12 protein-coding genes are annotated in these 12,717 nt (G+C 55.5%); 11 read left to right on the top strand and 1 reads right to left on the bottom strand.

Going from position 1 to position 12,717, the window contains the following annotated elements; translation table 11 throughout:
- The first annotated feature begins 39 nt into the window (after positions 1–39).
- From topA to OLX72_RS12240, 4 genes are all read left to right on the top strand, one after another.
- Positions 40–2,649, top strand: coding sequence for a type I DNA topoisomerase (gene topA, locus OLX72_RS12255; protein WP_114871012.1), 2,610 nt, complete (start codon positions 40–42; stop codon positions 2,647–2,649).
- Between the two features lie 129 nt (positions 2,650–2,778).
- Entirely contained in the window at positions 2,779–3,477 is a 699-nt protein-coding gene (locus tag OLX72_RS12250) for a CoA transferase subunit A (protein ID WP_114871013.1), read from the top strand.
- Positions 3,478–3,486: 9 nt separating this feature from the next.
- The gene (locus OLX72_RS12245; RefSeq protein ID WP_114871014.1) at positions 3,487–4,113 is read left to right on the top strand and encodes a 3-oxoacid CoA-transferase subunit B; all 627 of its coding nucleotides are present in this window, start codon (positions 3,487–3,489) and stop codon (positions 4,111–4,113) included.
- A complete protein-coding gene (locus tag OLX72_RS12240) occupies positions 4,106–4,396 on the top strand; it encodes a GNAT family N-acetyltransferase (protein ID WP_433988762.1) in 291 nt (96 codons plus the stop codon). Before OLX72_RS12245 ends, OLX72_RS12240 begins: the two co-directional genes overlap by 8 nt.
- Before the next feature lie 27 nt (positions 4,397–4,423).
- On the opposite strand, the gene OLX72_RS12235 is transcribed toward OLX72_RS12240, so the two are convergent.
- Positions 4,424–5,242, bottom strand: coding sequence for a lytic transglycosylase domain-containing protein (locus tag OLX72_RS12235; RefSeq protein ID WP_433988761.1), 819 nt, complete (start codon positions 5,240–5,242; stop codon positions 4,424–4,426).
- Between the two features lie 360 nt (positions 5,243–5,602).
- Between OLX72_RS12235 and OLX72_RS12230 the strand changes: the two genes are divergently transcribed.
- From OLX72_RS12230 to OLX72_RS12200, 7 genes are all read left to right on the top strand, one after another.
- The gene (locus OLX72_RS12230) at positions 5,603–5,794 is read left to right on the top strand and encodes a hypothetical protein (RefSeq protein WP_433988760.1); all 192 of its coding nucleotides are present in this window, start codon (positions 5,603–5,605) and stop codon (positions 5,792–5,794) included.
- 126 nt (positions 5,795–5,920) lie between these two features.
- On the top strand, positions 5,921–6,106 hold the full coding sequence (locus OLX72_RS12225) for a hypothetical protein (RefSeq protein ID WP_114871017.1): 186 nt from the start codon (positions 5,921–5,923) through the stop codon (positions 6,104–6,106).
- Positions 6,107–6,641: 535 nt separating this feature from the next.
- Positions 6,642–7,496 carry a Flp pilus assembly protein CpaB gene (gene cpaB, locus OLX72_RS12220; protein WP_114871018.1) on the top strand — a complete coding sequence of 285 codons (855 nt, stop codon included), beginning with the start codon at positions 6,642–6,644 and terminating at the stop codon, positions 7,494–7,496.
- 194 nt (positions 7,497–7,690) lie between these two features.
- Positions 7,691–9,130, top strand: a complete 1,440-nt coding sequence (locus OLX72_RS12215; protein ID WP_114871019.1) for a type II and III secretion system protein family protein — start codon at positions 7,691–7,693, stop codon at positions 9,128–9,130.
- A 16-nt stretch (positions 9,131–9,146) separates the two neighbouring features.
- A complete protein-coding gene (locus OLX72_RS12210) occupies positions 9,147–9,785 on the top strand; it encodes an OmpA family protein (protein WP_433988759.1) in 639 nt (212 codons plus the stop codon).
- A 208-nt stretch (positions 9,786–9,993) separates the two neighbouring features.
- Positions 9,994–11,247, top strand: a complete 1,254-nt coding sequence (locus OLX72_RS12205; protein WP_433988758.1) for an AAA family ATPase — start codon at positions 9,994–9,996, stop codon at positions 11,245–11,247.
- 21 nt (positions 11,248–11,268) lie between these two features.
- Positions 11,269–12,714 carry a CpaF family protein gene (locus OLX72_RS12200; RefSeq protein ID WP_433988757.1) on the top strand — a complete coding sequence of 482 codons (1,446 nt, stop codon included), beginning with the start codon at positions 11,269–11,271 and terminating at the stop codon, positions 12,712–12,714.
- The last annotated feature ends 3 nt before the right edge of the window (positions 12,715–12,717 follow it).

Below are 12,717 nucleotides of genomic sequence, written 5' to 3'. Positions count from 1 at the left end.
ATAGACGCCCAAGGTTTTAGAGAAAAGGTGCAAACATTTATGCCAGTCGTTGTCGTCGAATCCCCGGCCAAAGCTAAAACAATCAACAAATATCTGGGGTCCGATTACACCGTTCTAGCCTCGTACGGGCACGTGCGGGATCTGCCGCCCAAGGATGGATCGGTTGATCCGGATCATGAATTCGACATGAAATGGGAAATCGCCAGTGACAGCAAAAAACACGTCAAGGCGATCGCGGATGCACTGGCAAATGACAACGAACTGATCCTTGCAACCGACCCTGACCGCGAAGGCGAAGCGATCAGCTGGCATTTGCAAGAGGCGCTGACCAAGCGCAAATCGATCAAGAAAGATACCCCCGTCAGCCGCGTGGTGTTCAACGCAATCACCAAGGATGCCGTGACCGAAGCAATGAAAAAGCCGCGTCAGGTCGATATGCCTCTGGTCGAGGCGTATCTTGCGCGGCGCGCGCTGGATTATCTGGTGGGCTTTAACCTGTCGCCGGTGTTGTGGCGCAAATTGCCCGGCGCGAAATCGGCGGGGCGGGTGCAATCGGTCTGTCTGCGTCTGATTGTCGAGCGCGAGATGGAGATCGAGGCGTTCTGCGCCCGCGAATACTGGAGCGTCAAGGCGGTACTGGGCACTCCGCGCGGCCAGACCTATGAGGCGCGCCTGACGGTTCTGGCAGGCAAGAAGCTGGACAAGTTCGATATTTCGAACGCCACGCAGGCCGAATTGGCGGTGCAGGCGATCAACAGCCGCGATTTGACCGTGAAATCGGTCGAGGCGAAACCCGCCAATCGCAACCCCAGCGCGCCGTTCATGACATCGACCCTGCAACAGGAAGCCAGCCGCAAATTCGGCATGGGCGCACGCCAGACAATGAGCACGGCGCAAAGATTGTACGAAGCCGGCCACATTACCTATATGCGGACCGACGGCATCGATATGGCCCCCGAAGCGGTCAGCGCCGCGCGCGACGAAATCAAGGCGCGCTACGGTGCGGACTATGTGCCCGCCAGCCCGCGGATGTACAAGAACAAGGCCAAGAACGCGCAGGAAGCACACGAATGTATCCGCCCGACAGAAATGTCCAAGGACGTATCTGCCCTGAAGCTGCTGGAGGCCGATCAACGCAAGCTGTATGATCTGATCTGGAAACGCACCCTGGCCTGCCAGATGGAAGCGGCGCGCATGGAGCGCACCACGGTGGACGTAGCCAGCAAAGACACACAGGTCGAATTGCGCGCGACCGGTCAGGTCGTATTGTTCGACGGTTTTCTGAAAGTCTATGAAGAAGGCCGTGATGATGCGGTGCTGGACGAAGACGATGACAACCGCCTGCCCCAGATTTCGCAGGGCGATCCGGCGGACAAGCGCAGCGTCACCCCCGACCAGCATTTCACCCAGCCCCCGCCCCGCTATACCGAGGCAACGCTTGTCAAACGCATGGAAGAACTGGGCATCGGTCGTCCATCAACCTATGCATCGGTCGTGACCACGATTCAGGACCGTGAATATGTGCGCAAGGAAAAGAACCGCCTGATCCCCGAAGACAAGGGCCGTCTGGTCACGGCGTTTCTGGAAAACTACTTCCGCAAATATGTCGGATATGATTTTACCGCCGATCTGGAAAACCAGTTGGATGTCGTCAGCGCCGGTGAGGCCGATTACAAGGATGTACTGGGCCGGTTCTGGCGCGATTTTTCGGCAGCGATTGCCGAAACCAGCGAACTGCGCATCACCGATGTGCTGGAAAAGATCAACGAGGTTCTGGAACCCCATCTGTTTCCGATGACGGAAGACGGTGGCGACCCGCGCCTGTGCCCCAATTGCGGGGCCGGACGGTTGAGCATGCGCACCGCACGATCCGGGGGCGCGTTTATCGGCTGTTCCAACTATCCCGAATGCCGCTATACCCGCGCCTTCGGCCCCCCCGGAGCAGAGGACAGCGGCGGCATCCCGCCCGAAGGCAAGGTGCTGGGCGAAGATGCCGGCGACAAGATTTATGCGTTCAAGGGGCGGTTCGGCCCCTATGTGCAGCGTGGCGAAGTGACAGACGATAATAAAAAGCCGCCGCGCCAGTCCATTCCCAAGGAATGGCCGCCTGCCGATGTCGATCTGGAACAGGCGTTGCGGTTGTTATCCCTTCCGCGCGAGGTGGGTGCGCATCCCGATGACGGCGTGATGGTCTGGGCCAATATCGGGCGATATGGCCCCTATCTGAAACACGCCGCCAGCACGAGCGAGCGTGGCGGGACAAATGCCAATCTGGAAAGCATAGAAGAAGTGTTCACCGTCGGCATGAACCGCGCGGTTCAATTGCTGGCAGAAAAAGTCGCGAGCCGTGGCGGGCGCGGCGGCGTGGCGAAAACCCTGCGCGATCTGGGTGAGTACCCGCAAAGCGGCGGGGCGGTCAGCATCATGGAAGGTAAATACGGGCCTTACGTGAAGTGGGAAAAGGTGAACGCGACCCTGCCCAAAGACGTGGAGCCTGATGCGGTCACAATGGATATGGCGGTCGAGCTGATCGACGCCAAGGCTGCCAAGAAGGGCACGCGGCGCAAGGCGGCCCCGAAAAAACCGGCAAAGAAACCGGCAGCCAATAAAACCGCAGCCAAAAAGAAACCGGCGACCAAGGCAAGCTAAAGCCCGACCAATCCGCCGGAAGTTCGGTTTGAACCGCAGTGCTGCGCGCTGCGATGCGGCATTCCAATTGACTCTCATTTGCCCGCGCGTCACAAGTTTGCGCAACACTGGGTTTGAGGAGCGTCTTTCATGAAAAAAATCTACGCCACCCCCGCAGAAGCGCTTGAGGGGCTTTTGTTTGACGGGATGTTTATTGCCAGCGGCGGCTTTGGCCTGTGCGGCATTCCCGAATTGCTGCTGGACGCGATCAAGGACGCGGGCACCAAGGATTTGACCTTTGCGTCCAACAACGCGGGCGTGGATGATTTTGGCATCGGCATCCTGTTGCAGACCCGTCAGGTCAAGAAAATGATCAGCTCCTATGTCGGCGAAAATGCCGAATTCATGCGCCAGTATCTGAGCGGCGAACTGGAACTGGAGTTTAACCCGCAAGGTACATTGGCCGAACGGATGCGCGCCGGTGGCTGCGGTATTCCGGGCTTCTACACGAAAACAGGTGTGGGCACCGTGATTGCCGAGGGCAAGGAGCACAAGGACTTCAACGGCGAGACATATATAATGGAAGAAGGTATTTTCGCCGATCTGGCTATCGTCAAAGCGTGGAAGGCCGACGACACCGGCAATCTGGTATTCCGCAAGACCGCGCGCAATTTCAACCCGCCCGCCGCGATGTGCGGCAAGGTCTGTGTGGCCGAGGTAGAGGAAATCGTACCGCGCGGATCACTGGACCCGGATGGCATCCACCTGCCCGGCATCTACGTGCACCGCATTGTGCAGGGCCAGCACGAAAAACGCATCGAACAACGCACAACGCGTCCAGCGGCATAAGGAGACGGTATTATGTGGGATCGCAACCAAATGGCCGCACGGGCCGCGCAGGAACTGCAGGACGGCTGGTACGTGAACCTTGGCATCGGCATTCCGACGCTGGTCAGCAACTATATCCCTGACGGGATGGATGTGACGCTGCAATCGGAAAACGGCATGCTGGGCATGGGCCCGTTTCCGATCGAAGGTGAAGAAGACGCCGACCTGATCAATGCGGGCAAGCAGACCATCACCGAACTGGCACGCACAGCGTATTTCGACAGCGCGCAATCCTTTGGCATGATCCGTGGGGGCAAGATTGCGATGGCGATCCTTGGCGCGATGGAAGTGGCGGAAAACGGTGATCTGGCCAACTGGATGATCCCCGGCAAGCTGGTCAAAGGCATGGGCGGCGCGATGGATCTGGTGGCCGGTGTGGGCCGCGTGGTGGTGGTGATGGACCACACCAACAAACACGGCGACAGCAAGGTGCTGAAAGAATGCACCCTGCCCCTGACCGGCAAAGGCGTGGTTGACCGGATCATTACCAACATGGGTGTGCTGGACGTGGTCGAGGGCGGATTGAAGATCGTGGAATGTGCCGACGGCGTCAGCGAGAACGAATTGCGCGCTGCCACGCAGGCCACGATTGTCTGAGTTTGCCATCACGCAAGAGGTGGACGGTTCAAAGGGCCGCAATATCCTGCGCCATGACGGGGTCGAGGCGGAGCTGACCTACAGCATCGCCTCGGACTATCTGACCATTGCCGATCATACCGCTGTGCCCGACAGTCTGCGCGGCACGGGCGCGGGGTTGGCACTGGTCACGCGCATGGTTTCTGACGCACGTAAGAGTAGTGTAAAGATTGCGCCCCTGTGTCCCTTTGTAAATGCGCAACGACGCAAGCATCCAGACTGGACCGACGCGCTCAACGTTTGAAACGCCTTTGGAAACAGATTGTTTCCATTAGTTCAAAGCTGCAAACACACATCCATCGGTGACAAGTTCGGGTGGGGTCTTGCACAACCCCCGCGCGACCTGAAATGCTGCCAGCACTTTGGGCACGTAATCGCGGGTTTCAGCAAAGGGGGGCACACCTTCATGTTTGCGCACCGATCCTTCACCGGCGTTGTACCCGGCCAGAACCAGAATGGGATCACCATCAAATTCGCCCATCAGCCAATCCAGATATTTCACGCCGCCCAGAATGTTTTGCGCGGCGATCATGCTGTCCGCGACTCCGAACCGTTCGGCGGTGGCCGGCATCAATTGCATCAGCCCCTGCGCCCCTGCCCTGCTGACCGCATCGGTTTTGCCCGCCGATTCAACCGAGATCACGGCCAGCACCAGGGCAGGCGACACGCTGGTGCCGATGGTGGATTTCAGAATCTCGATACCCTGGGCGCGGGCGATGTCCTGCATGTGTTGCATGCGCGGCGCGGCCACGGGGCTGTTGGAACCCGCCAGCACGTTCATCGCGGCGGCCAGACGTCCGGGGCCCGATTGCGCCAGCGCGGGCGATACCTTGTCCCAGAACCAGACATATTGGCCGATCGGTTCACCTTTGGGCGCGGCTGCGTCATCTTCTTTTGTCAGTGGTTTGCTTTTACGGAACTGGGTTGCAGGATCAATTTGCACGGTGATCCGTTTGGCCACGTTGGCCGCAGGCGGTTTGACCCGCTTGGCGCTGAATTCGGGAAACGGCGCCGGTTTGGTCGATTCCGCCCACACGGCGACAGGGCCGCACAAGGCCAGCGCCATCATTATTATGGTCAGATACCGCATTTTGCGCGATTTGCCCCTGCCTCTGGGTTTGTTAGCGCTGATAATGCAGAAAACACCCCATCAAACCAGCATTTCAGGCGTTTGAACGTGGCATTTTTGCCTTAATGTGCCTCAAAAACCCAAGCGCATCCCTAGCAATGCATTTCTATGAATTTTTTTTTCATTTTATTTCATAGTGTTAAATGTTTTTTTCAAATAATTTGGGAATTTTTAAAAAACCGGTGTTTTGCGCCAAATTGATGCCCCATTCGCGCAGCATAAACACTGCATACCAAGTCGGACAGGGTCTGAGAGAGACAGCCCGCAACAGACGACAAGGTAATATGTAACTGAATACCTGATCCTTTGGAGGGACAAACAATGATCAAATTTTTTAAAAACTTCCGTAAAGACGAAGACGGCGCCGTAACAGTTGACTGGGTTGTTCTGACCGCAGCCGTTGCTGGCTTGGCTGTCGCAGCGTACACTACGATTGAAACTGGTGCGACTACCCTGACAGACCAGACTAACACGTTCATGGGCAAGCAGGACCCTAACGCCCCCGGCGTTTAAGTCAACTTCGGTCGCATTCTAAAATGAAAGGCCGCGCCCTTGTTCAAAGGATGCGACCTTTCAGTTTCTGTCCCGCCTACAAAACATAGATGTAATTTTTACACTAGAGCCAGGAAAGACAAAAACATGTCGAATATTTTTAAAAACTTCCGTAAAGACGAAGACGGCGCCGTAACAGTTGACTGGGTTGTTCTGACCGCAGCCGTTGCTGGGTTGGCTGTCGCAGCCTTCACTTCGATTGAATCTGCTTCGACTACCCTGACAGACCAGACTGCGACGTTCTTGGGCAAGCAGGACCCTAACGCCCCCTAACGCCACCGGCCTTTAAGTCAACTTCGGTCGCATTGTAAAACGAAAGGCCGCACCCTTGCTAAAAGGATGCGACCTTTCAGTTCGTATCCCGCCTACGCAACATAGATGTAATTTTTACACTAGAGCCAGGAAAGACAAAAACTTGTCGAATATTTCAAAAAAAAATCATTCGGGATGAAGACGGCAACGTTACCGTTGACTGGATTGTTTTGTGTGCCGGCGCAGTGGACATGGCTGTAGCGATCTCCGCGTCGATTAGTGACTCAACATTGATTCTGACAGGTGCATTCGCAAGCTTTGTGGCGGTTGGACGTTTTGAAATTAGAAACAGCCGACCAAAAACAATCAAAATGGGGTTTTAAGTTGCCGTTTTTTTTCGATTATCGGCTCAAGGTATACTGTTGCGCAATGGCATCACATAGAAAGGGCACTTCTATACCATTGCGGCACCAAGTTTTAGCCACATTTCCCTGCTATTAAATAAACGAAGTAGTATGAGCTGCTACATGCAGCCCAATTCAAGAGAGGTTATGTTATGCGTGTGGTTTTTGGGTTGGTCTTATTGGTGGGTTTGGCCCTGGCCAGCGGTGCCGTGTATATGGCTAAAAATTATATCCAAGCTTACCAGACAGCACTGGCTGTCGAACGGCAAGCAAGAGAAAATATCGTTCCAACGGTCGAGGTTCTGGTTGCAGAGCGGCCGCTAAAATATGGCGAGCCGATCCTGAAGGAAGACATCCGGCTTGTGAAGTGGCCCGAAAACGCAATACCCGAAGGTACGTTCGTGACAATGGAAGAAATGTTTTCGAAAGGAGACGACGTTCTCCGCGTTGTATTGCGACCCATGGAAAAAGACGAAGCGATCATGGCGCTCAAAGTGACAGAACCCGGCGAGGATGCGGGTATTACATCGCGTCTGGAACGTGGGATGCGCGCTTTTGCAATCCGCGTGGACGTGACCAGCGGCGTTTCCGGTTTTCTGCGTCCGGGAGACCGTGTCGATGTGTATTGGACTGGCCGCGTCAGCAATGATCTGAACGGGCGAGGCGATATTACAAAGCTGATCGAAACCGGCGTGCGCCTGATTGCGGTTGATCAGTCGACGGGCGGCAATCGGGACGAAGCAACGATCGCGCGGACAGTAACCGTTTCGGTGAAACCGGAACAGGTGGCTGCACTGGCGCAAGCGCAAACCACTGGTAGTTTATCACTGTCGCTAGTGGGCACGGACGACACCACGATCGCCCAGTCGATCGAGATTGATCAGCGCAAATTGCTGGGCATCGAACAGCAGGCCCCGGTTGTTCAAAGGGAAGCCGCGAAAGTATGTACCATCAGAACACGCCGTGGCGCGGAAGTTGTCGAAATTCCGATCCCCTGCACAAACTGATGCAAATTCAATGGACTAGACAGCGCCCGGCCCCGCCGGGCGTTGTTGCGTTTAGGGTTCTGTTGCCACTTATCCACATAAACATTCACAGTGAACCCATTGATTCTTGCAATAAAATCGAAACTGACGCAGAGTGCTGGCAATCGTGGGCATCAAAGACCCGCAAATGAGGCGTGATCGGAGAGGCAGGTCACATGAAAATTGATAGATTTATGAAAGCGGCTCTTTTGGGCCTTTCGGTTGGTATAGTGCCAGTGGCCATTACCGCACCGACGAACGTGCAGGCTGAAAGTGTGCGTGTGGTCAAAAAGGGCGTCGAAACGGTCCTGAGCGTTCCGATGAACAGGGCCGTTGTCGTGGAAAGTGACGTTCCGTTTTCGGAGCTCAGCATCGCCAATCCGGGAATCGCCGATATCTCGTCTTTGTCGGACCGCACTATATACGTATTGGGTAAATCGCCGGGCCTAACGACACTTACGCTCCTGGATGCTGGCGGCCAATTGATCACCAATGTCGATGTCCGCGTTGCTGCGGATGTCAGCGAGTTCAAAGAGCGTCTTCGGCAAATCCTGCCGGGCGAAAAAATCGAAGTGCGCACTGCAAATGACGGCATCGTGCTGTCGGGGACTGTTTCAAGCAGCGCCCGCCTGCAACGCGCACTTGATCTGGCGGAACGCTATGCGCCGGAGCGGGTTTCCAACCTGATGAGTGTTGGCGGTGTTCAGCAAGTGATGCTGAAAGTGCGCTTTGCCGAGATGAACCGGTCGGTTTCCAAATCCCTCAGCAGCTCGGTTGCATTGGGTGGCACGGCATTTGGCGGCGATCTGGGCCTGTCCGGTGGTAACGGCACCAACAACAACGCCCTTAACATCGCGAACTCTTTGGCGGGGAACACACCTCTTTCCAACGAAAACGCCGGTGCTATCCTGTTCGGCTTTAACGCAGGGTCCACCCAGGTGGGTATTCTGATCGAAGCGCTGGAGCAAAAAGGTATGGTCCGCACATTGGCCGAGCCGAATTTGACGGCTTTGTCGGGACAAGAGGCGAAATTCCTTGCCGGTGGCGAATATCCGGTGCCAGTTTCGCAGGACAACGACCAGATTACCGTTGAATTCAAACCTTTCGGGATCGAGCTGAACTTTATCCCGCGCGTTGTGGATGGCGACCTGATCAACCTTGAAATGGGCGCAGCCGTTTCCGCGATCGACCCAAGCAACGGTTTTTCGGTCAATGGCTTTAATATCGATGCCTTTACCCGTCGCGAAACATCAACCACGGTTGAAATCCGGGATGGCGAAAGCTTTGCGATTGCGGGCCTGTTGCTGGATGATTTCAAGGACAACAACACCCAGTTGCCCTGGCTGGGCGACATCCCTGTGCTGGGATCGCTGTTTCGCAGTGCGGATTACCAGCGCAACCAGACGGAACTTGTGATTATTGTCACCGCGCATCTGGTCACACCGACCCGCGGCGAGGCAATTGCCCTGCCAACCGACAGGGTAACACCCCCCACTGAAAGCGATCTGTTCCTGTTTGGCCGTACGGCCGGAAACAGCCGTACCCCGACGACCGGCGCGGCAGGTGAAGTTGCCAAACAGGATTTCAGCGGCTCTTATGGCTATGTGATGGATTGAGACAATGCGGAAACAGATGAAAAACACTGTATCGGCGGTCAGCCTACTGGCCGGGATGTCACTCTTGGCAGCTTGCGACAACGAAGCCGGGAGTTTTCTGAACGAAGGCAATTTCGGCCAACCCACCCTGAACAACACGCTGGTGCATTCGGATGAAGAGCAATTCGCCTTCAACCTGGCCACCCGATTTGCGTCCGAGGTGAATTCGACCGTCAATTTCGAGTTCAACAGCTCTCAGCTGGATCAACAGGCCCGCACGATCCTGAACCAACAGGCAAACTGGATCCGTCAGTTTCCCGAAGTGCGGTTCCGTGTTTACGGCCACACCGATGCCGTGGGCAGCAATCGGTACAACAAGTCTTTGGGATTGCGGCGCGCGAATGCGGTTGTGTCCTACCTTGCGTCGCAAGGCATCAGCCGGTCGCGTCTTGAAGCCGTAGCATCCTTTGGCGAAACCCAGCTTGTGATCATGTCACAAGGGCCGGAACGCCAGAACCGACGCACCGTGACGGAAGTGTCCGGATTTGTGAAACGCCATCCCACTGTTCTGGATGGGAAATACGCACAAATCATCTATCGCGATTACATCGCAAGTGCCGTGCCGCCGACACAATTGACTGGCACCAGCGCCGCAGACTTCCAGTCTGGACAATAACGTCTTTTTTCTATGATCGTCCCAAGAAACCCTACAATTGGGTTTTTTTGGCCCCATTATTGCCCAGATTGTCCGCGATATTCGTCCCAATAGGAGAGTTGTGTCCGGGTTAACCGGACGGGGACGATCGTAGACCGCACACGCAATGGCGCAATTTCGCTGCCCTGCCCTGCCCTGCGCCGTCCTTTTCAAAGAAGGACATAAGGCAATGAGCAGCATAATGCCGCAACCTGAAACAAACCCGATCGTGGCCTGCACCGTCAGCCGCGATGTCCAGAATTTTGATCTGTTGATTGAAGATATGGAAATGGCACTGGGTGAGAACTGGGGCGATCTAGGTTTTGCCGAGGCACTGGCCTTTTTCGCCCAACCGGACGCGGACAAACTGGAATTCATCGCCCTGGCAATGGACGATTCGGACGAAGACAATCTTGTTCTCATGGGCGAGATCATCACCCGCGCCAAGGCCAAAGATATCAAGATCATCCTGATTGCCGAAGACGTCACGCCCGCCTGGCTGCACCAGTTGCTGCGTCAGGGTGCGGACGAATTCGTGCCCTACCCGCTTCCTGAAAATGAACTGCAGGCCGCCATTGATCGCGTTCGTGCCCCCGCACCGCAAATGGCTCCGACTGAAGCACAAGTAAAACCGCTAAATTCAAACGGCGGCTCCAAGGAAGGTGCGCTGATCGTCGTGCACGGCCTTGCCGGTGGAACAGGGTCCACGACCCTCGCTGTGAATCTGGCGTGGGAATTGGCCACAGTCACAAAAGAAGACCCGCCCAAAGTCTGCATTCTGGATCTGGATCTGCAATTCGGATCGGTGGCGACCTTTCTGGATCTGCCACGCCGTGAATTAGTGCTGGAAATGCTGTCGGAAACCGCAAACATGGACGACGAAGTATTCGGACATGCGCTTCTGGGGTATGAAGACAAACTTCAGGTTCTGACAGCCCCGTTTGATCTTTTACCACTAGATCTGATCACATCCGAAGACGTCAACCGCGTGATAGAAATTGCGCGGCGCCATTTTGATTACGTGGTCGTCGATATGCCTTCAACGCTGGTCCAGTGGTCGGAAACCCTGCTGCATGCGGCGCATGTGTATTTCGCCACTCTGGAACTGGACATGCGGTCTGCGCAGAACGTTTTGCGTCTGAAACGAGCACTTCAGTCGGAAGAACTGCCTTTTGAAAAGCTGCGCTTTGCACTGAACCGGGCACCGAAATTTACCGATTTGAACGGCAAAAGCCGGGTCAAGCGACTTGCTGAAAGCTTAGGTATTTCGATTGACTTACAATTGCCGGATGGTGGCAAACAAGTAGCGCAAGGCGCCGACCATGGATTGCCGTTGGCCTTGTCGGCCGCCAAGAACCCGTTGCGCAAGGAAATCGCCAAACTGGCGGCTTCGTTGCACCAGCTTGGTCAGGACGCCGACAAATCAGACGCAAAGGCTGCGTGAACATGAACAGGGGCGATAGTGATGTTTTCAAAATATAAAAAGCCAGCGGCACCCATCAAATCCGGTGCGAAACCCGCAACGAACATAACTGAAATTGTGGCCGCGCAACCAGCTAAGCCAGCCCCAATTTCCATGCGCAAACCGAACACTGGCACCCCCGCCAAGGCAGCGCCTTTTGACAAAGAGCGCAAGCGCAAGGAGCGTATGGGCGAGATCAAGCTGGAACTGCACAGCGCGTTGTTAGACAATCTGAATCTTGCAGCCCTGGAACACGCGACCGAAGCGGACCTACGCCAAGAGATCAATTCGATTTCAGCCGAAGTACTAGAAGAGCGCGGCATAGTTCTGAACCGCGAAGATCGGCTGACGCTGACACAGGAACTCTATGACGAAGTGACCGGTCTGGGTCCGCTGGAAACCCTGCTGAAGGACGAAACTGTCAACGATATCCTGGTCAACGGACCCCAGCAGATTTTTGTTGAACGCGACGGCAAACTGGAACTGACTGAGATCACGTTCAAGGATGAACGCCACCTGTTGCGGATCATCGACAAGATCGTGAGCGCAGTTGGCCGGCGCGTGGACGAAAGCAACCCCTATGTTGACGCCCGTTTGAAAGACGGATCTCGTTTCAACGCCATGGTGCCGCCGATTGCCGTGGATGGCAGTCTTGTTTCCATTCGGAAATTCAAAAAGGACAAACTGGGCATTGATGACCTGGTGAGCTTTGGCGCATTTTCCGAAGAAATGGCCGCCTATCTGCAGGCGGCAGTGGCCTGTCGGCTGAACATTATCGTGTCCGGCGGTACCGGTTCGGGAAAAACAACCACGTTGAACGCGCTGTCCAGCTTTATCGACAATTCCGAACGTATCCTGACAATCGAAGACACCGCCGAACTTCAGTTGCAACAGATCCATGTCGGCCGAATGGAAAGCCGCCCACCCAACGTGGAAGGCAAAGGCGAAGTCAGCCCCCGCGACTGTCTGAAGAATGCCCTGCGGATGCGCCCGGACCGCATTATCGTGGGCGAAACGCGCGGAGAAGAAGTGATCGACATGCTTCAGGCGATGAACACCGGCCACGATGGCTCAATGACCACCATTCACGCCAACAGCGCCCGCGACGGTGTCAGCCGTCTGGAAAACATGATTTCGATGGCTGGTATCGAAATGCCATTGAAAGCGGTTCGGTCGCAGATTTCGTCGGCTGTGAACCTGATCGTGCAGGCATCGCGATTACAAGACGGTTCGCGGCGCATGACCTCGATTACCGAAATTACCGGCATGGAAGGCGAAGTGATCTCGATGCAGGAAATCTTTCGCTACCAGCGTGTCGGCCTGACCCCAGAGAACAAGATTATCGGGCATTTCACAGCCACCGGCGTGCGCAGCCACTATTCAGAACGTTTCCGGATGTGGGGCTACGATCTGCCGCCGCAGATTTTTGAACCCATCGCAGCCGAATAAGGA

The organism is Sulfitobacter sp. TBRI5 (assembly GCF_051013555.1).
In the GTDB taxonomy this organism is placed as follows: domain Bacteria; phylum Pseudomonadota; class Alphaproteobacteria; order Rhodobacterales; family Rhodobacteraceae; genus JL08.
The sequence above is the reverse complement of the archived record's forward strand: the minus strand, read 5'-3'. Positions and strand labels throughout refer to the sequence as shown.

Excerpts from the sequence above, each read along its gene's own strand:
- topA (WP_114871012.1), top strand. The coding sequence starts at position 40 with ATGCCAGTCGTTGTCGTCGAATCCCCGGCCAAAGCTAAAACAATCAAC.
- OLX72_RS12250 (WP_114871013.1), top strand. The coding sequence starts at position 2,779 with ATGAAAAAAATCTACGCCACCCCCGCAGAAGCGCTTGAGGGGCTTTTG.
- OLX72_RS12235 (WP_433988761.1), bottom strand. The coding sequence starts at position 5,242 with ATGCGGTATCTGACCATAATAATGATGGCGCTGGCCTTGTGCGGCCCT.
- OLX72_RS12230 (WP_433988760.1), top strand. The coding sequence starts at position 5,603 with ATGATCAAATTTTTTAAAAACTTCCGTAAAGACGAAGACGGCGCCGTA.
- OLX72_RS12225 (WP_114871017.1), top strand. The coding sequence starts at position 5,921 with ATGTCGAATATTTTTAAAAACTTCCGTAAAGACGAAGACGGCGCCGTA.
- cpaB (WP_114871018.1), top strand. The coding sequence starts at position 6,642 with ATGCGTGTGGTTTTTGGGTTGGTCTTATTGGTGGGTTTGGCCCTGGCC.
- OLX72_RS12215 (WP_114871019.1), top strand. The coding sequence starts at position 7,691 with ATGAAAATTGATAGATTTATGAAAGCGGCTCTTTTGGGCCTTTCGGTT.
- OLX72_RS12210 (WP_433988759.1), top strand. The coding sequence starts at position 9,147 with ATGAAAAACACTGTATCGGCGGTCAGCCTACTGGCCGGGATGTCACTC.
- OLX72_RS12205 (WP_433988758.1), top strand. The coding sequence starts at position 9,994 with ATGAGCAGCATAATGCCGCAACCTGAAACAAACCCGATCGTGGCCTGC.
- OLX72_RS12200 (WP_433988757.1), top strand. The coding sequence starts at position 11,269 with ATGTTTTCAAAATATAAAAAGCCAGCGGCACCCATCAAATCCGGTGCG.